The organism is Nitrosomonas ureae (assembly GCF_900206265.1).
GTDB lineage: Bacteria > Pseudomonadota > Gammaproteobacteria > Burkholderiales > Nitrosomonadaceae > Nitrosomonas > Nitrosomonas ureae_C.
This window is the reverse complement of sequence record NZ_LT907782.1, coordinates 1,075,384-1,094,648: the sequence shown is the minus strand read 5'-3', so window position 1 is coordinate 1,094,648 and position 19,265 is coordinate 1,075,384. Positions and strand designations below refer to the sequence as shown.

Sequence of the window (19,265 nt, the reverse complement as noted above, 5' to 3'; positions counted from 1 at the left end):
GAACTATGATGAAACCGGAAGAAGTTGCACAGTATTTGCAGGAACACCCGCAGTTCTTCAATCAGTATGCTGATTTGCTGGCGGATCTTCAAATCTCCCACCCGCAGGATGAAAAAGTAATCTCGCTCAATGAGCGACAAATCATTGCCTTGCGGGAAAGAAACCGGGTGCTGCAGGATAAGCTGCTGGAGTTGATCAGCTTTGGTGAAGAAAACGATGCGATCGGAGAGAAGATGCATCGCCTGGTAATCGCTTTGCTTTCTGTTTCAAATATCGATGAATTGTTCCATGCTCTGTACTTCAGTTTGAAAGAGGATTTTGCTATTCCATTGGTGGCAATGCGGCTCTGGAATGTTGCTAATGGCGCAAAATCCCATGCTGAATTCACTCCCGTCAGTGAGGATGTGCGTACTATTGCCGAGAGCCTGCCGCAGCCCTATTGCGGTAATCATATTGCGGATGAAATCAAGCAATGGTTCGGAGAGGGGGCCGAGCATCTCAACTCGTTTGCGATGATTCCTTTGAATACCGCGCAAACCATTGGTTTAGTGGTTTTGGGCAGCCCTGATGCTGAACGGTTTTATACTGAAATGGGGACGTTGCATCTGAAACGGTTAGGGGAATTGGTGTGCACTACCGTGACACGGTACGACCAAGCCGAAACCGTAGGTGGTTTGGCCGATCAGCAGAATGTGATCGATGACCAGCACTCCTGAACTGCGAGCTGTTGCCTATATCGATCATCTGGCTTATGAGCGGCGCTTGTCGCCGCTGACTTGTAAAAGCTATGCACGTGATATTCGCGTTTTGTTGGAACATCTGGGTACGGATGATTTAGCGCAAGTGCAATCGCCCAATATCCGTCAAGCGATTGCGCAACTTCACGGTAAAGGGCTTGGCGGCAGAAGTTTGGCTAGAATGCTGTCCGCCTGGTGTGGTTTTTATAATTTCTTAATTCGCAAACACGGCTTTCAGCATAATCCTTGCCATGCTGTGCGTGTTCCCAAATCACCGCAAAAATTACCGCATGCATTGTCACCTGATGAGGCTACACGACTGTTGCAATTTCCCGTTGAGAATATTTTGCTCGCCCGCGATAGCGCGATGTTTGAGCTATTCTATTCCTCCGGTTTAAGGCTGGCGGAATTGACGCAACTTCGGCCTGAGGATGTTCATTTTGCGGAAGGAACAATCAGGGTTCTGGGCAAAGGCGGCAAAACTCGTATCGTTCCGGTAGGCGAATATGCGTTGCAATCATTAACAACGTGGTTGGCGTTGCGGTTGCAAATTATCAAACCGAATGTGACTGCACTTTTTTTATCCCGACGCGGTGATGCGATCAGTATGCGCGCTATTGCTTATCGACTGAAAAGCAGGGCGAGACAGCAGGACCTGCACCAAAATGTACATCCGCATATTTTGCGGCATTCGTTTGCTTCCCATGTGTTGCAATCCAGTGGTGATTTGCGCGCAGTTCAGGAAATGCTCGGGCATGCCCATATAACGTCCACTCAGGTGTATACCCATCTTGATTTTCAGCACTTGGCAAAGATTTACGATGCTGCACATCCACGAGCCAAGAAAAGAAATTAAACGCTGATAGGGTTTTTCTAGCAAAATTGGCTGGGCTTTATACGTTATAATCGAATTTTGTAACGCAATAAGAAATTTCATGACAACAATTGTTTCAGTGAGGCGTGGCCATCATGTTGCATTGGGTGGCGATGGTCAGGTAACGCTTGGTGCCGTAGTGGCTAAATCCAGTGCCCGTAAAGTCCGCAGACTTTATCATAACAAAATTTTGGCCGGATTTGCCGGCGGGACTGCCGATGCTTTTACCTTGTTTGAAAGATTTGAAGGTAAGCTGGAAGCCCATCATGGGCATATCATGCGTGCTGCGGTTGAATTGGCCAAAGACTGGCGTACCGATCGTATTTTGCGCAGACTGGAGGCTATGCTGGTGGTAGCCAATGAAGAGGCAACGCTGATCGTCACCGGTGCTGGCGATATTATCGAACCTGAGCTGGGTATTGCCGCGATCGGTAGTGGGGGTTCATACGCATTGGCCGCTGCGCGTGCCTTATTGGAAAATACGGATCTACCCCCCCAAGAAATCGTAAAAAAAGCGCTGACCATTGCAGGTGATATCTGTATTTATACCAATCAGGATCATATTATCGAAATGATCGATTGAATTTCTCGATTAGCAGAAGAATTTTTATCCATGCGAAGGTTTAAGCTATTAACTTGTTAGGTCGGTAGCTTAGCCGATGTTTACACTACATCTACTACAAAATCTGAAACCATGTCACAAATGACTCCACAGGAAATTGTTCACGAACTGGACAAACATATCATTGGCCAGAACTCAGCCAAACGGGCTGTTGCGATCGCGCTGAGAAATCGCTGGCGCCGCCAGCAGGTTGCTGATCCGTTGCGTCAGGAAATCACCCCGAAGAACATTCTGATGATCGGGCCAACCGGTGTCGGTAAAACCGAAATTGCACGCCGGTTGGCCAAACTCGCAAATGCGCCTTTTATCAAGATCGAAGCCACTAAATTTACTGAAGTCGGCTATGTCGGACGCGATGTCGATTCAATTATTCGCGATCTCGCGGAAACAGCCGTGAAAGAATCACGGGAAAGAGAAACCCGAAAGAAACAACCGCTTGCGGAAGATCATGCGGAAGATCGTATTCTCGATGCGCTATTGCCGGGCTCCAGGGATTTCGGCTCATCAATGAATGCTGAAGACCACAATAATCTGACACGCCAAAAGTTTCGTAAAAAATTGCGTGAAGGGGAGCTGGATGATAAGGAAATTGAGATCGAAGTAGCGGCTTCACGCGCCAGCATGGAAATTTTTGCGCCGCCGGGAATGGAAGATCTGACATCCCAAATTCAAGGCATGTTTCAAAATATGACCGGTGAGAGAAAGAAAACCCGCAAATTGACGATTCGCGAAGCAAAAAAGATACTGCTGGAAGAAGAAGCTGCGAAAATGGTCAACGACGAGGAGTTGAAACTTTCCGCCCTGCAGAATGTAGAACAGAATGGCATCGTGTTTCTGGATGAAATAGACAAAATTGCCAGCCGGGCAAACAATGCCGGCGGGGATGTTTCACGCCAGGGCGTGCAGCGCGACCTGTTGCCTTTGGTGGAAGGTACAACCGTTTCCACCAAATACGGAATGATCAAGACCGATCATATTCTGTTTATTGCCAGCGGTGCCTTTCATATGTCAAAACCTTCCGATTTGATTCCGGAGCTGCAAGGGCGTTTTCCCATCCGTGTGGAATTGGGTAGCCTGAGTGTGAGTGATTTTGAGCAGATTCTGACCAATACCGATGCCTGCCTTACGCGTCAGTATGAAGCACTGTTGGCTACCGAGGGCGTAACATTGCAATTTGGCAGTGATGCGATCAAACGCCTGGCGGAAATTGCCCATTCTGTTAACAGTAAGACAGAGAATATTGGTGCCAGGCGCCTGCATACCGTGATCGAAAAGCTGCTTGAGGAAGTTTCTTATAATGCACCCAAACATAGCGGTGAAACCCTGGTCATCGATGCGGCTTATGTTGATGAACGCCTTAAGGATTTGTCGCAAAGCGAGGATTTGGCAAGATATGTGTTGTGATCGTTGCCAGTATGTGTTCCAATTTTCCAAAACCCTGCAGTAAAACCACAGGGTTTTTTAATCGGTTTTATTCAAAAGAAAAATATTTCTTCAGCTTATCGAGGAAGCTGCTTGAATGGGTTTGAATTGCTTCCTTTTTCGGAGACAATAAATTTTCCATGGTCAACAGATAAATTCGCGAGAGTTGGTCAAGGTCATCGACGTCGACATACTCATTCAGTTTGTGAATGGTCGCGTTACGCGGACCAAATTCAACCACCTGGGAGCAGATATCTGCAATAAACCGGCCATCCGAAGTGCCTCCTGAGGTGGACAATTGTGGCTCCACAGCGGTGACTTTGGTAATGGCGGCACTTATCGCGTCGGCTAATTCGGCTTTGGGCGTGAGATACGGTTTCCCTGAGAGTTCCCACTGTAATTCATAATCCAGTCCAAGTTTATCGAGGGTTTCATGTACTTTGGCTGTGAGAGATTCAACCGTGTTGGCGGTGGAGAAACGGAAATTAAACAATAAATTCAGGGTACCGGGAATCACATTGGTGGCACCTGTTCCAGCATTGATATTGGAAATATGCCAGGTTGTCGGGGGAAAAAATTCATTGCCCTGATCCCATTCCGTATGTGCCAGTTCAGCAATCACCGGAGCAGCCAGATGGATCGGGTTTTTGGCTAAATGCGGATAGGCGATATGTCCTTGTATGCCTTTGATGGTCAGATTTCCGGACAAGGAGCCGCGGCGGCCGTTTTTGATCGTATCGCCCAGTTTGTCTGTGCACGTCGGTTCACCCACGATACAATAATCGAGTAACTCACCGCGCGCTTTAAGCGTTTCGGCTACTTTTACGGTACCATCGATCGCCACGCCTTCCTCATCTGAAGTGATCAATAATGCGATGGATCCTTGATGGTGGGCATGCTGAGCCACAAAGGCTTCAATCGCGGTAATAAAGGCTGCCAGTGATGATTTCATATCAGCAGCACCGCGTCCGTATAAGCGTCCATCGCGGATAGTGGGTATGAATGGATCGCTGTCCCACTGTTCCAATGGTCCAGTGGGCACAACATCAGTATGTCCGGCGAAGCAAAGCAGGGGTGTTGTGTTGCCGCGTCGGGCCCAAAGATTATCGACATTACCGAAACGCATTTTTTCAATATGGAAGCCGAGTTTTTCCAGATGATCGATTAAAATTTGCTGACACCCATCATCATCAGGAGTGAGTGACCGGCGGGCAATCAGTGTTTGTGCGAGTTCCAGTGTGTCATTGGGCATAATTTCTTCCTAGGTTGGGTGAATTGATGTTTTAAGTTCCAGATGGTTTCTGTTTTGACGCTTATACCTATAACTGATGTGTAAGGAAGCATTTCTTGCGAATAACAACATAGTGTGACGCGATGAGGTCAGAGGCGAGCCACGGAACGGATGATCGAAAATAGGAATTTTCAAAGGTGACCTTCAGTATGCCAGGCGTGCTTAATTCTTTGCATAATCGATAGAATCGTTTTTCTCGGCGCACCAATATTCAGCCGCATAAACCCGCTGCCTTCCTTGCCGAATTGTATACCGGGGTTCATTCCGACGCCTGCTGCATGGATAAAAAAATGCTTTAGCTGTACATCGGTCATGTTCATTGCGCGGCAATCCAGCCACAACAAGTAAGTGCCTTCGGCTTCGATTACCTTGATTTTTGGTAGTTGCTCGGTTAAGAAGGTTGTAACGCAATCGCGCGTGTCACGCAAATAAATCAATAGCGCTTCTAGCCATTCTTCGCCTTCGCAGTAGGCGGCCTCAAACGCAGCGATACTGAAGGGATTGGATGCACTGACGTGAAAGGTGTTGAATGTCTGTGTGATGGCACTGCGGATGGATGCGTCGGGAATAATCAATGCCGACAGGTTTAATCCGGGAATATTGAAGGTTTTGCTGGGCGCTACTGCCGTAATGATTTCAGTGTCATTTTCTGCAATTGCGGCGAGAACATGGTGTTGATTGCCCGGGTAAACCAGATCAGCGTGAATTTCGTCAGAAAAAATGATTAAGTCTTGTCTTTCGGCAATTTGTAACAGCTGTGCCAGCTCATCGGGTTGCCAGACCCGGCCCACCGGGTTATGGGGCGAGCATAACAACAGCAGTTTTGCTTCCCGGGCACAGTTTTCCAGGTGATCAAAATCGATGGTGTAGCGGCCATTGTGCAGAATGAGTGGATTTTGAATCAGCACCCGTTCGGTTTGTGTAACAGCCGAGAAAAAAGGAAAATATACCGGGGGTTGAACAATGACCGATTCACCGGGCTGGGTGAACGCCATTATGGCGGCATTGATCGATGGCACCACGCCGGGGCACGGAATAATCCACTCGCGCTCGATGCTCCAGCCATGCCGCCGCTGCATCCAGTGAATCAGAGCATCGTATAAACTGTCAGGGAAAAGCGTATAGCCGTAAATCGGGTGACTGGCACGCGTTATCAGTGCCTGGGTGACTGCAGGTGGAGCGGCGAAATCCATGTCCGCCACCCACGCAGGGATGACCTCGCTGTTGCCAAACATCGCTTGCAGCCCGTCATACTTGACGCTGTGAGTTGCTGTGCGGTTGATCTCATGGTCAAAGTCAAAACCACGATTCAAGAAATTTTCTCCCAGATAGTGACTTCCGACAAGGTGTGCTGGAATTTGCGCTTGGTTTCACGAATGACAAAGGGCACGGACTGAGGGCCTTGTATCAGGCGGAAGTTTTTGCCGAGAATTTCTTTCAAACCATCCAATGTGGTGAAATTCTCGCCATCGCGCTTAAAGCCGCCCACCCAGGATTCTTTCTTGGTATGTTCGGTCAGCCACGTGTAGGGCGACGCAATCATCAACAAACCACCGGTGTTAATGCGCGTATGAATGTCGCGGAGCAGCTTATGTGGATCATACAGGCGGTCGATCAGGTTGGCAGCGAGTATTAAGTCATATCCGGTAAAAATCGCTTTCAAATTGCAGGCATCGCCCTGAAAAAATTCAACGCGATCTTTGACGTGATCCAGCCCGAGATCGGATAGCGTGCGTTCCTTATAAGAAACCAGATCGCCTTCTTCGGTTAAGGTGTAACGCAGTACACCTTGTCGCGCGAGTTGTACGCCTTGGCCGATGAATCGCGCGGAGAAATCGATGCCGGTGACATGATCAAAACCGCGTGCTAACTCAAAGGTGGAGCGGCCGGATGCACAGCCCAAATCCAGCGCGGTGCACCTGGGCTTGTTTCCCATGGCTGCGAGCGCAATTTCGGCTAGTGCTTGGGAGAAATTGGGTACATCGAAGTAGCTGTCGCCATAATGAAATTCTGCATACTCCGACAGCAGTTTGTCGGTCTCGTAATTGGAAGCCGGCAGTGTTGCTGGCGCATCCGACACTACATAACGGAAGCCCGCATGCTGGAAGAAATGGCGGCGGAAGGCATAACGTGCGCTGTACAGCGATTCGTTACCGCAGGCAATCCACGAACCGCCCTTGATCAAGTTATGCTGACCGTCAAATGTCGGTGTGGTGAAGTCGTCATATAACGGATGGACGTCAAAGCCGGAAAAAGGATAAGTAGGCGTTTCTGTCCACTGCCAGACGTTTCCAATGATATCGAAAAATTCGCCATAAGGAAATTCAGTGACCGGACAACTCGATGCATAATAATCCAAATGCAGATTGCCGCAGGATTTCGTATCTCTCGGTACTTCGGATAATTGTGCAGTATCATAGAGCCGATACCATTCATCTTCAGTGGGCAGCCGCACCGGCTGTTTGGTCTCAGCGGCTTTCCAGTTGCAAAATGCCTTTGCTTCGTGATAATTGATTTCAACCGGCCAATCCCAGGGCATCGGAATTTCTTCGGTCATCAGGCGCAAGTACCATGAATCGTCTTTTCTGATCCAGAATACCGGGTGTTCTGCATGCGTGAATTTTAACCAGGAGCGGCCTTCTTCCTGCCAATAATTTTCAAGATGATAACCATTGGCTTCAACAAAAGGTAAGAATTCCTGGTTGCTGACCAGAAACTTGCTCGCTTGAAATGCTGGGACATCCGCTGTATGTAAGCCGTATTCATTATCCCAGCCGTAATGTTGTTGATCGGTTTTATTTTTTCCGATTGTTACGGTGCCGGCAGCAACGTGAACCAATTCATTTTGCGGCGCGGTGCCGGATTTGCGGCAGGGTTGCCAATCCGCATGCGGTTGCACAAAATGTAACCCGTGCTGGCGGATCAGTACCGAAGAAGTTTCCAGATGGATACGTTCGTGTTCAATACCCATCAGAATCGGCCACCAGTCGCTTTCCCAGGAAATGGGCAAAGTCAGCGGCATGGTGCTGATCAATTCATCGACCAAAGTGCGCATGGATTTTCGATAAGCGCGCACTTCTTCGACACTGGGCCAATTGTAATGTGTGCTGTCCAGATCGTCCCAGCTCATTTCATCGACGCCCACGGCAAAAATCGATTCCAGGCGGGAATCGATACGTTCGGCGATCAGTCCGGCAAGAATCAGCTTGTTAACAAAAAAGGTTGCAGTATGGCTCAGATAAAAAATCAAGGGATGTCGCAGTGTAATCGGTTTCTTATAATATGCCTCGTCATTACGCAGCGTTTCGAATAGTTGCTCATAGCGATCCAGCGTGGTGTGAAAATAATGACGTATTTCCTCACGTTTTAGACTGATATCGGCGCCATCGAGCAGCGGTGTTCTTGGGAATAAGGGTCGTGACATAACGTATTTTTAACGGATTATTCAATTCTTTGGCGGGTATTATAACACCTCACGCTTTTCAGATCATGTTCAATCGGGATAATTGTCAATTTACCGGCAATTTGAGAAGCGGCGCACGAGATGTGCAGTGTAACTATAAGTCGTGGTAGAGCGGAATAAATTAGCAATCTGACAGACTGGCTGCCCGCTTAGAGCAAATCCTTATCGCATGAGTATTTCTTTTGATGATACAAGTCAGACATCCTGGTGTAATAGAGTCTGACTTGTAAAGTACTGCTAGAGACGGATCTTTTGATTTCTTATTGGACAACCAAGAAATCAGCTGCTGATAACGGAGCAACACCGGCGATGGTAGCGAATTGAACTGCTGCGCCGGCGCCATTGCCGTTGGCGTCATATGACAAGGCGCCGGTGGTGGTGTCGTAAATTAAGAAATCGTTAGCATCTGTTGCGACTGCACCCGGGCCGATCTTGAGATTACCCGCAGCTATGCCTCCTGGTGCGCCAAGGCTGGTGAATATATCGTTGTCCAATCGAATGGTGTCGACAGGTGCAAAAAAACCCATGATGGTATCCACGTTGGTCGCACTATTCAATGTGGTATTGAACAGATAGTGATCGGTAGCGCCGAGACCCGCAAAAAGCGTATCGTTACCCAGTCCGCCAGCTAAAATATCATCACCATTGTCGCCCCGCAAGATATCATTGCCGGATCCGCCTTGCAGAATATCATTGCCGTCTCCACCGGCCAAATTATCGTTGCCATTTCCGCCAGTTAAAGTATCGTTGCCACCCAGGCCAAAAAGGCGATCATTGCCGTTTAATCCGCTGATGATGTTAGCGGCTGAGTTGCCATTGATTTTATTTCCATTTTCATTGCCTGTGCCGTTAATGATGGCGGCACCTGTCAAATTGAGGTCCTCGATACCAAACCCCAAAGTATGTGTGACGGAAGAATTTACCAAATCGATGCCTCCTAGTGCATCATTGAAAACTTCTGCTGCTACATCGCTAAGATTATCAACAAAGTACACGTCGTTGTGATCACCTCCATCCATGTTATCAGCCCCTGCGCCGCCATCTAATACATCATTTCCATTGTTGCCGCGGAGAATATCGGTTCCATTAAAGCCGGAAATCGTATCATTGCCATTGGTTCCGTCTAATTGTGGAAACAATTGAAAAAAAACACCATTGAATTGAACTGTGTTGTTGTCATTAAAATTTGTACCGTTAACGACTGCCATTTTTTCACCTCACATATTGTTGAGAAATTTAAATGAAAAGCTCCATGCTACAAGTATTTTATTAGTTAAGTGCTACGCCCAAATCAGCAGATATTTATTTCTTTTGAACGTATCACTGAGTGAGTATAACCATAATCCATGACGATATTGTGAACATTGTATAACTCGATGTTCTTGTTTAAGAATACCCTTCCATTGGAAAAAAGATTCGAGTTACATGCTCATAGTAATCGTGTGTGAGTGAATTATTTGTGCGGAAAATCACAGCGCAATGTAAATTGACAAATTAATAAGCAGAATCCTCAATCGCTATACGAAATCAAGATGACAATTGATCTAACGCAAACTAGACCTGATCGCCTTAAACACGTTAGAATTGCTAATTTTTGGTCTCCGCTTATTCCATGCACACTTGGCGCAGGACATCAGAATACGCTAAGACACCGATTGCGCTTACCATAGGTAATTTTGATGGTGTCCATTTAGGCCATCAGGCTATGCTTGCCCGTTTAAAGAGTGCAGCCAATCAGCTCGGACTTCCGGCTTGCGCGATGACTTTTGAGCCGCATCCGCGTGAATTCTTTACACCCCATCAGGCGCCGGTACGCTTGACCGGTTTACGGGAAAAAATGAATGGCTTAATTCAGACAGGGATCGATTGTATTGTTATCTGTCGTTTTAATTCTGATTTTGCCAAACTCAGTCCGGAACGATTTATCACGCACATTCTGAATCAAGAATTACATGTTCGCTGGCTGCTGGTGGGCGATGATTTTCGTTTTGGAACACGCCGTGCTGGCGATTCTGCTACGCTGCTAGCGCTTTCTGCAGAAAATGGTTTTACTGTGGAAGTCATGCCGAGCGTTCTGGTTGATAATCAGCGTGTTTCCAGTTCCGCGATTCGTCAGGCACTGGTTGCCGGTAATTTGGATGAAGCCGGAAAATTGTTGGGCAGGCCGTATAATATCAGCGGCCGTGTCATAGATGGCGACAAATTAGGCAGGCAAATAGGGTTTCCCACAGCCAATATTCAGTTGAAGCATTCCCCGCCTCTTAATGGCATTTTTGTCGTGTCGGTATATGGTGCCAATCCGTCGTCACCGGAGATTCCACTACCCGGGGTTGCCAGTTTGGGGATACGGCCAACCATTCATGACAATGGCAAGCCTGTATTGGAAGTTCATTTGTTCGACTTTAACGATGAAATTTATGGGCAGCGCTTGCGGGTTGATTTTCTGCACAAATTACGTAACGAAGAAAAATATGCGGATATCGGCACGCTTGTGCGGCAAATTGAAAAAGATGTCGCGCAAGCCAAAGAATTTTTTATGACGGCCCCCACCCATTTTAATCGCGTGTGTGGCGCTTTTTAACTTATTTGTACTTTCATGATTGATTATAAGAAAACCTTAAACTTACTTGATACGCCTTTTCCGATGCGTGGCAATCTTGCCAATCGTGAACCCGGTATGCTGAAAGCCTGGCAAGAAAAGAATCTGTACCGGAAAATTCGTTCTGCCAGCAAGGGGCGCCCAAAGTTCATACTGCACGATGGTCCGCCTTATGCCAATGGTGATATTCATATTGGTCATGCGGTCAATAAAATCCTCAAGGATATCATCATCAAAAGTAAAACCTTGTCCGGCTTTGATGCGCCCTATATTCCCGGCTGGGATTGCCATGGTTTGCCGATCGAACACCAGATCGAGAAAAAACATGGCAAGCATTTGCCAGCCGATAAAGTGCGCGAACTCTGCCGTGCTTTTGCCCAAGAACAGGTGGAGCGTCAGAAAAGCGATTTCATCCGTCTGGGCGTGCTGGGCGATTGGGAACATCCTTACCTTACGATGAATTTCAAAACAGAAGCCGGCATTATTCGTGCTCTGGGAAAAATTTATCAAAAGGGTTATCTGTATCAAGGCCAGAAGCCTGTTAACTGGTGTATCGATTGCGGCTCCGCCCTGGCTGAAGCGGAAGTGGAATATGAAGATAAAACCTCACCCGCCATTGATGTGGGTTTTGCAGTTTCATTCTCGTCTTCGTCACTGAGCAAAATATTTGGCGTCCCTATCCCTGAACATGCCCAAACTTATGCCATCATCTGGACTACCACACCGTGGACATTGCCTGCCAATCAAGCCGTCTGTGTTCATCCCGAATTTGAATATGCGCTGGTGCAAACGACAAAAGGCTTATTGATACTGGCCAGTGAACTGAAGGAGGTTTGTCTCGGGCGTTACGACTTGACCGGTAAAACACTGGCCACCTGCAAAGGCCAGGCACTGGAGCACGTGTCATTGCAGCATCCGTTTGAGCCGCGAAGGGTAAAAATCATATGTGGCAAGCATGTCACGCTGGAAGCCGGTACCGGACTTGTGCATACGGCGCCCGCACACGGTCTGGACGACTATTTCGTCGGGCAAAATTACAACTTGCCAAGTGACAGTCCGGTTGGGGGCGATGGACAATTTGTTGCGCATGTCCCTTTGGTTGGCGGGCTCTCTGTGTGGAAGGCCAACGATATTCTTATCGATACGCTCAGAACCGGTGAGCATCTTTTTTGCCTGAAAAAGATAGAGCATAGCTACCCTCATTGCTGGCGCCATAAAACCCCCATTATTTTCCGTGCCACGCCACAATGGTTTATTGGCATGAATTTGCGCAATGCAGATGCTTCATCCACGCAGGATAGAACACTGCGGGAACTGGCTCTGCAGGCAGTCTATGCTACGAAATTTTTCCCGGTATGGGGGCGGGCCCGTCTGGAAGCAATGATCAGGAATCGTCCGGATTGGTGCGTATCACGTCAACGTAACTGGGGTGTGCCGATGACATTTTTTGTGCATAAGGACACGCATGCGCCGCATCCACGTTCACTGGAGCTGCTCGAACAAATAGCGCAAAAGGTCGAGCAGCAAGGCATCGAAGCCTGGTTTGCGTTGGTGGGCACTGAATTGCTCGGTGAGGAAGCCAAGGATTATAAGAAACTAACCGATACCCTGGATGTTTGGTTTGATTCCGGCACCACGCACGATACTGTTGTTAAAGCAGATGCACATCTTACATTCCCGGTTGATTTATATTTGGAGGGTTCCGATCAGCATCGTGGATGGTTCCAATCTTCTTTGCTGACGGGTTGTGCCATTGATGATCGTGCGCCGTACAAGGCGCTGCTTACGCATGGATTTGTTGTGGATGGAAACGGTCACAAAATGAGCAAATCCAAGGGCAATGTGATAGCACCACAAAAAGTGATGGATACTTCAGGGGCCGATATCCTGCGCTTGTGGGTTGCATCCACCGATTATTCCGGAGAGCTCTCCATTTCCGAAGAAATTCTAAAACGGGTCATTGAGAGTTACCGCCGTATTCGTAATACGCTGCGTTTTTTACTGGCTAATCTGATGGATTTTGATCCACAAACGGATTCGATTGACGTCGCGGATTGCTTGGAAATTGATCGTTATATGCTGGTGTTAACAGCAGCATTCCAGAAAGATTTAATACAGGGCTATGAACGCTATGAATTTCATCAAGTGGTCCATAAGCTACATAATTTCTGCTCTGAAGATTTGGGCGGCTTCTATCTGGATATTCTCAAGGATCGTCTGTATACCGCAGCAGCGGCAGGTTTGCCTCGCCGTTCGGCACAAACTGCGCTGCATCATATTACCCATTGCCTGGTACGTTTGTTTGCGCCGATTCTGAGTTTCACTGCGGAAGAAGTCTGGGAACATCTGACGGGCGATAGCGAAGATAGCGTGCTGTTGCATCATTGGCATAACTTTCCGGTGCAGCCTGATGCCGAACATCTGCAACTGCGTTGGGCGAGAATACGTACCTTGCGCTCACACGTATTGAAAAAACTGGAAGATTCCCGTATTCAGGGAGAAATAGGTTCTTCTTTGGCGGCTACGGTTGAGATTCGTGTCTGCGCCGAGGATTTCACTTTGCTTAGCTCACTACATCACGATTTACGTTTTGTGCTCATTGTCTCTGCAGTCAACCTGATACAGGTCAATGATTCGCAGCAGGAAAGTATTCTTGTGACGTCCAGTCCCCATACAAAGTGCGAACGCTGCTGGCATTATCGTCCGGATGTCGGGCATCACGCGGATCATCCAACTTTATGTGAACGTTGCGTTTCCAATCTTTATGGTAATGGGGAAGCGCGCAATTATGCCTAATACCCTACGATCATTTTCTGGAAACCTCATGCTATGAAGCTTCACATCAGTTTGGGCATAGCCTTCGTTATTTTAGTGCTGGACCTTGCAAGCAAATACTGGGTAGAGTCTACGCTGGAATTCGGTCAGGTCATTCCGTTGACCAGCTTCTTTAATCTGGTGCTTACCTATAATCCCGGTGCTGCATTCAGTTTTCTGAGCGAGCAGTCCGGTTGGCAACGCTGGTTTCTCAGTGGTATTGCAGGCAGTGCAGCGCTATTGATTGTTTATTTGCTCAATCGGTACAGACATGAGCGGTTGTTTTGCTTGTCATTGAGTCTGATTCTCGGAGGTGCGCTGGGTAATTTGTATGACCGCATCACATTGGGCCATGTGGTCGATTTTCTGGATTTCTATATCGGCACTTATCATTGGCCCGCTTTCAATGTTGCCGATTCAGCGATTTTTATCGGTGCAGTGTTGATGATCTATGAAAGTTTCAGAAAAGATAAGATGGAAGGTATCCAAAGAAAAACCAAATAATACATTCTACTTTCCCGATTTCTTCTCTTTGGTAATAGGGTTTTGCAAGGTATACCCATGTTCTTTCATTTTATAACCCCCATAAGCACCTGCGCCCACGGCAGCCAATGTCCAGCAACCGGGTAATAGTGTCACCGCCATCAATAAAGAAATTGCTTTCAGCATCCACCTGTTTTGCATCATAAGCTCCTAAACAAAGCCTGTAGTTTCAATATAATAACCATCGTTTAACGATTGGTCTATTGTATCAACACTGACGCGCCACAGAGTAGATATATTACGTTGAATGTGATTGGTGGATCGTCAGTGCGGGGAGAGTTAGCGGATAAAACAGCTGAAGCTGTCGATACGGATCGAACTGAAATAACGGATTTAATTTGGTATACAGGCTCTAGGAATTTAATTGTATTCGAGCCCGACAAGCTCATCGTAAACGTAATTAATGAAATTTTTGCCTACGCCATGCTTGTCGGGAAATCTAATTAAATAGAGACCTTTGCACGGTTATTACGCGGCACCATAATTGCGTTAAAAATTTGCAAAAAATGCTCATTTACCCCGTGTAAACTCCGCTTTTTCGCAAATTTTTGCCTTATTCTCGTACCGCTCATGACACCGTGCAAAGGTCTCAAATAATGATAATTCACAGTACAGAAATTCGCTGGCAATCGGAAATCAGACACATGCCACCGAAATCTTTTATCTTGGGTTGCAGCACCGCGAGAAGCTTATCCGCCTGATTCTTATCGCAGACAAGAACTAATACTGCGTTATATTGTTCCAGGATAAAGTCGTCTTGATCCCGTTCACCCGTTGAATCAAAACCACCTGCTTTTTTAATGAGTGTGTAGCCATACACTTCGGCTTCATGAAACAACTGGATCAAATCATCCAGCCTTTCTTCATGAATGACAATCTCGATCCGTTTCATTGATACAAAGGATTCGGGTGTAGAAAACATGATTTTTCTCCATAAAATATTAATATCAGAACAGGGAGTTAAGCGCTTTCTGTGCTAATTGCTGAGCAATCTCCCGAAGAACTTCAAAGCAATAAGTTGTATTCAAGCAAATAAGTCACTACTTTAATTTCTGCTAATTCAAGGGCACTGGGCGGCGGGGGGTCTTTTTGGTGCCGCCGCCCTGATACCCCACCACGGCACAATCTTACAAATGCCAAACACGTCTTATTGCAGCTGTAATTCCAATCACCAGGGATAATAGGTTTCATGTAAATACTGAGCAGCCGCGTAATACATGGGAATACCCACAACCACGTTAAATGGGAAAGTAACCCCGAGCGATAAAGTCAGATAGAACGACGGATTCGCCTCGGGGATCGCAAGGCGCATTGCCGGTGGAACCGCGATGTAAGAGCAGCTGGCGGCCAGTACTGTCACCAATGTAATGCCACCGACTGAATAGCCCAAAAGGAAATGTCCCACAAATAATCCGGATGCCGCCCCGATCAAGGGCATGGCGATACCGAAGCCAACCAGGAAAATGCCGACGGATTTAAATTCAGACAGCCTTTTCCCCGCTTCCATCCCCATATCACACAGGAAAATACATAACGCGCCCATAAAGATGAGCTCGAAGAAAGGTTCGATTTTGTGGTAACTGGGTGCTGAAACAACCGCACCAATAGCCATGGAGCCAAATAACAACAAGATACTGCCGTTGGTGAAGGCATCGATTAACAGATGTTTCATCATTCCTTTGTCAGTTTTGGCCGTTCCCCCCATGACTCTTCGGGAATAACCGGCAAGAACCAAGCCAATCATAATTGCGGGTGATTCCATAATGGCCAGCATAATTACGGGGTAGGCCTCATATGTCACACCGATACCGCCCAGGAACGCAACCGCTGTCATATAGGTCCCCGCGCTTACCGAACCATAGTGTGCGGAAATGGCTGCAGCATTCAGGGGATCGATTTTTCCAAGTCCGCGCAAGATAATATAAGCAATGATTGGCAGCACAATGCCAAACGCAAGCGCTGCCCATACAGCGGAGAGAGCATCTCCCATATCCGCTGCGGCAAGCTCTTTGCCGCCATGTAACCCGATGCCAATCAATAAATAGATAACGATCATCCGGTGCATATCCGGCGGGAACTTAAGATCCGATTTGATGAGACAAGCAAACATGCCGAGCGCGAAGAAAAGTATCGCAGGTACGAGAAGACTGGATAGTGACATGATTATATTCCTCCTCTTATTCCGGTTTGAATAAGCTGCGCTTTCTTAAGCCCCTCCGAGATTTCATCAGCAAACTTGACGCGTTTTATCCTTTGAGGTGCAGGTTGCTGGGATTGATCGCGCTGAAGTTCAAGGGGAATTTTCTCTGCCGGCGGATTCTTGGATGCATCGGTGGCGATTATTGTGCCTGGTAGCATGAGTAAAGCTGGCAGAGCAAATTTGTAAGCCAATCTATTTTTATTCATTTCAGTTCTCCAAACTGTTAAATGTTTTAACCTAGCGTAGTGAAGAAATCACATCAGAAACCATAAGCTGTCGTTCATAAAGCCGGAATGATTGCTCTGTTTCCTGGGTGATATTTCTTATCTTTTATCAATGCAATTTATGTGTGAAGACGGGTTTATTTTTTACCCTGTCGAAATCCTACAGGAGAATAACAAGGGGTAATATTCGTACCGACACGTAAGTGCAAGCCCTTATATATAAACAATATGTATAAAATAATTGCTTTTTATCGTAAGATTTACAGCCTCTCTTCCGCGAATCTACTAACAGGAAACTATTTTGATCACCGTACCCAGAAACCTGAGTTTCGTAACGATGTTTGAAGCTGCAGCAGATGCAATGCTGCTGGCTGAAGGATCAGGCCATATTGTGCTGGCCAATCCAGCCGCGCAACAGTTGTTCGGTTATTCCGCAGACGAGTTGAGCGGGCTGGCGATTGAGATACTGGTCGTGCCGCGGTACCGGAAACAATATCGATATCATCAAGAGCTTTTTTTAAACAAGCCGGTGAAGCGCTCTATGGGTGCCGGAAATGAACTCATGGTGTTAAGCCGCGATGGCAAAGAAATGTTGTTGGATATCAGTCTGAGCCCTATCAGAGTGCAGCAGCAACTTTATGTACTCATTACCTTCAACGCCATTAATCGACGTCTTGATGTCGAGGAAGCGCTGCGAATTAGTGAAGAGCGCTTGCGTTTGGCCAAGCAAGCTGCGGGCTTGGGTATTTTTGACTACGATATCAAACGCAATATCATTTATTGGGATAAACAGATGCGCAAGCTTTGGGGTGAGCCTTCTGAAACAACCGTAAGTTACGAAGAGTTTGTCGCGAGGATACATCCGGAAGACCGGGCGGGGAGACAAACCGTTATTGATTATGCCATGAATCCCGCCGGTAACGGTGAATTCAAGGCGGAATACCGCATTGTTGATCCCCTTAATCATATCGAGCGTTGGATATCCGCAAGTGGAAGAGTATATTTCGAAGCGGGTTATGCGAATCGATTGATAGGCGTCACCCGTGATGTTACGGAGCAGAAAAATACTCAGAAAAAGCTTCAGATGCAGCGCGACGAGACAGAGAATATACTTAAACAACAAATCGCGGCGCGAACGGCCTCAGCAATAGCTCATGAACTTAATCAACCACTGGCGGCAATTTCGGCTTATAGTGAGGTGGCTCTGCATGCGATTCATAACGATGGTTTTACCTCAAACAGCCTGAAAAGAGCGCTTGAGGGTTGCGTGGAACAAGCGCAACGTGCCGGGCGCAGCTTGCATGAGCTGTTAGCTTTTCTGCAGAAAGGCGAGTTGGTAACCGAGCGTTTGAATCTGAACGATTTGATACGGGATGCGTTAACTATTGTAAGTAATGACGGTCATGGAAAATTTTATCTCGCGCTGCATTTGCAGCAAAATCTTCCGGTGGTGCAATGTAATCGTATACAAGTGCAGAAAGTTCTGGTAAATCTATTCCGGAATGCTGATGAGGCTATGCGCGCTGTAGATTTACCAACACTAACGATCACCACTCAAATAGATACTATGAATGGCACTGATAAAGCTCTAGTGATTGTTCAGGATAATGGCCCAGGACTTGACGCGGTCATGACAAAACGCATATTTGAACCTTTTTTTACCACTAAGCCAGCCGGTATTGGCATGGGGCTTGCCATCAGCCGCGCATTGATTGAAACCAATGGCGGTCATCTCTGGCTGGATCCTGATACACAATCCGGCGCCAAGTTTCTTTTTACTTTACCCTTTGCCCCATGATCATGCATGAACCGACTGTATTTATTGTAGATGACGATGCAGCCGTGCGGGATTCGCTGATGCTGATGATTGAACAGGCAGGCATCAGAGTACAAGCTTTCGAGCATGCGGACGCTTTCCTAAGTGCTTATCATCCTGATTTCTTTGGTTGTATCATCATCGATGTAAAAATGCCGGGGATGGATGGTTTGCGTCTGCAGGAAGAGCTCACTTGGCGCAAGATTGCACTGCCGGTGATTTTTCTTACCGGACATGGCGATATTCCGATGAGCGTGAGAGCGATCAAGGGAGGGGCGGTGGATTTTCTGACAAAGCCGGTGATCCGGGAGAAACTGCTGGTTTGCGTGCGCGCTGCTTTCGCAGAGGCGAAGAAAAGGATAAGCGACATTGCACGCAATAAAGAAATGATGTCGTGTCTGATAAAGCTCACAGGACGTGAACGGGAAGTGATGACCCTGGCGGTGCAAGGGCATACTAACAAAGAAATCGCATCTTGCCTGGGTATCAGTCATCGCACTGTTGAAATCCATAAATCCAAAATCATGCAAAAAACCGGCGCAAGCAATTTGCTGGATCTTGCACGTATTGTTCGGGAAAGTGATTTGGGTGAATAATTCTGCGGCGCATGTTCCATGCTCGAGTAATATCCATATCAATTTTAGATTATTAAAATTTTGA

General features: G+C 47.1%; 17 protein-coding genes. 9 read left to right on the top strand and 8 right to left on the bottom strand.

Annotated elements, in window-relative coordinates; genetic code table 11:
- The first annotated feature begins 5 nt into the window (after positions 1 to 5).
- The 4 genes from CPG39_RS04980 (at position 6) to hslU (ending at position 3,637) form a co-directional block, all read left to right on the top strand.
- Positions 6 to 716 (top strand): DUF484 family protein, encoded by a 711-nt coding sequence (locus CPG39_RS04980; RefSeq protein WP_331716186.1) that lies wholly within the window; start codon positions 6 to 8, stop codon positions 714 to 716.
- Entirely contained in the window at positions 700 to 1,593 is an 894-nt protein-coding gene (xerC, locus tag CPG39_RS04975; protein WP_096292324.1) for a tyrosine recombinase XerC, read from the top strand. Before CPG39_RS04980 ends, xerC begins: the two co-directional genes overlap by 17 nt.
- Before the next feature lie 79 nt (positions 1,594 to 1,672).
- Positions 1,673 to 2,194 (top strand): ATP-dependent protease subunit HslV, encoded by a 522-nt coding sequence (gene hslV / locus CPG39_RS04970; RefSeq protein WP_096292323.1) that lies wholly within the window; start codon positions 1,673 to 1,675, stop codon positions 2,192 to 2,194.
- 111 nt (positions 2,195 to 2,305) lie between these two features.
- Entirely contained in the window at positions 2,306 to 3,637 is a 1,332-nt protein-coding gene (gene hslU / locus CPG39_RS04965) for an ATP-dependent protease ATPase subunit HslU (protein WP_096292322.1), read from the top strand.
- A gap of 67 nt (positions 3,638 to 3,704) precedes the next feature.
- On the opposite strand, the gene dapE is transcribed toward hslU, so the two are convergent.
- From dapE to CPG39_RS14865, 4 genes are all read right to left on the bottom strand, one after another.
- Positions 3,705 to 4,907: a succinyl-diaminopimelate desuccinylase gene (gene dapE, locus CPG39_RS04960; protein ID WP_096292321.1), complete on the bottom strand. Its 1,203-nt coding sequence runs from the start codon at positions 4,905 to 4,907 to the stop codon at positions 3,705 to 3,707.
- Between the two features lie 170 nt (positions 4,908 to 5,077).
- Complete coding sequence (locus CPG39_RS04955) at positions 5,078 to 6,259, bottom strand: MalY/PatB family protein (RefSeq protein WP_096292320.1); 1,182 nt, start codon at positions 6,257 to 6,259, stop codon at positions 5,078 to 5,080.
- The gene (gene ovoA / locus CPG39_RS04950; protein ID WP_096292319.1) at positions 6,256 to 8,370 is read right to left on the bottom strand and encodes a 5-histidylcysteine sulfoxide synthase; all 2,115 of its coding nucleotides are present in this window, start codon (positions 8,368 to 8,370) and stop codon (positions 6,256 to 6,258) included. The genes CPG39_RS04955 and ovoA overlap by 4 nt, the downstream gene beginning before the upstream one ends.
- 299 nt (positions 8,371 to 8,669) lie before the next feature.
- Positions 8,670 to 9,617, bottom strand: a complete 948-nt coding sequence (locus CPG39_RS14865; protein ID WP_096292318.1) for a calcium-binding protein — start codon at positions 9,615 to 9,617, stop codon at positions 8,670 to 8,672.
- Positions 9,618 to 10,021: 404 nt separating this feature from the next.
- Between CPG39_RS14865 and CPG39_RS04940 the strand changes: the two genes are divergently transcribed.
- The 3 genes from CPG39_RS04940 to lspA are packed head-to-tail and all read left to right on the top strand — an operon-like array spanning position 10,022 to position 14,326.
- Positions 10,022 to 10,990 carry a bifunctional riboflavin kinase/FAD synthetase gene (locus tag CPG39_RS04940; protein ID WP_096292317.1) on the top strand — a complete coding sequence of 323 codons (969 nt, stop codon included), beginning with the start codon at positions 10,022 to 10,024 and terminating at the stop codon, positions 10,988 to 10,990.
- 15 nt (positions 10,991 to 11,005) lie between these two features.
- Positions 11,006 to 13,804 carry an isoleucine--tRNA ligase gene (gene ileS / locus CPG39_RS04935; protein WP_096292316.1) on the top strand — a complete coding sequence of 933 codons (2,799 nt, stop codon included), beginning with the start codon at positions 11,006 to 11,008 and terminating at the stop codon, positions 13,802 to 13,804.
- A gap of 33 nt (positions 13,805 to 13,837) precedes the next feature.
- A complete protein-coding gene (gene lspA, locus CPG39_RS04930; RefSeq protein WP_096292315.1) occupies positions 13,838 to 14,326 on the top strand; it encodes a signal peptidase II in 489 nt (162 codons plus the stop codon).
- A gap of 6 nt (positions 14,327 to 14,332) precedes the next feature.
- Here the strand turns inward: lspA and CPG39_RS14475 are convergent, their stop codons facing one another.
- The 4 genes from CPG39_RS14475 to CPG39_RS04910 form a co-directional block, all read right to left on the bottom strand.
- Complete coding sequence (locus CPG39_RS14475; protein ID WP_172424054.1) at positions 14,333 to 14,509, bottom strand: hypothetical protein; 177 nt, start codon at positions 14,507 to 14,509, stop codon at positions 14,333 to 14,335.
- 460 nt (positions 14,510 to 14,969) lie between these two features.
- On the bottom strand, positions 14,970 to 15,287 hold the full coding sequence (locus CPG39_RS04920; protein WP_096292313.1) for a P-II family nitrogen regulator: 318 nt from the start codon (positions 15,285 to 15,287) through the stop codon (positions 14,970 to 14,972).
- 246 nt (positions 15,288 to 15,533) lie between these two features.
- Positions 15,534 to 16,526 (bottom strand): sodium-dependent bicarbonate transport family permease, encoded by a 993-nt coding sequence (locus CPG39_RS04915; RefSeq protein WP_096292312.1) that lies wholly within the window; start codon positions 16,524 to 16,526, stop codon positions 15,534 to 15,536.
- 2 nt (positions 16,527 to 16,528) lie between these two features.
- The gene (locus CPG39_RS04910; RefSeq protein ID WP_096292311.1) at positions 16,529 to 16,771 is read right to left on the bottom strand and encodes a hypothetical protein; all 243 of its coding nucleotides are present in this window, start codon (positions 16,769 to 16,771) and stop codon (positions 16,529 to 16,531) included.
- Positions 16,772 to 17,090: 319 nt separating this feature from the next.
- On the opposite strand from CPG39_RS04910, the gene CPG39_RS04905 reads away from it, so the two are divergent.
- Positions 17,091 to 18,587, top strand: a complete 1,497-nt coding sequence (locus tag CPG39_RS04905) for a PAS domain-containing sensor histidine kinase (RefSeq protein WP_331716185.1) — start codon at positions 17,091 to 17,093, stop codon at positions 18,585 to 18,587.
- A gap of 2 nt (positions 18,588 to 18,589) precedes the next feature.
- Positions 18,590 to 19,201 (top strand): response regulator transcription factor, encoded by a 612-nt coding sequence (locus CPG39_RS04900; protein WP_231990399.1) that lies wholly within the window; start codon positions 18,590 to 18,592, stop codon positions 19,199 to 19,201.
- The last annotated feature ends 64 nt before the right edge of the window (positions 19,202 to 19,265 follow it).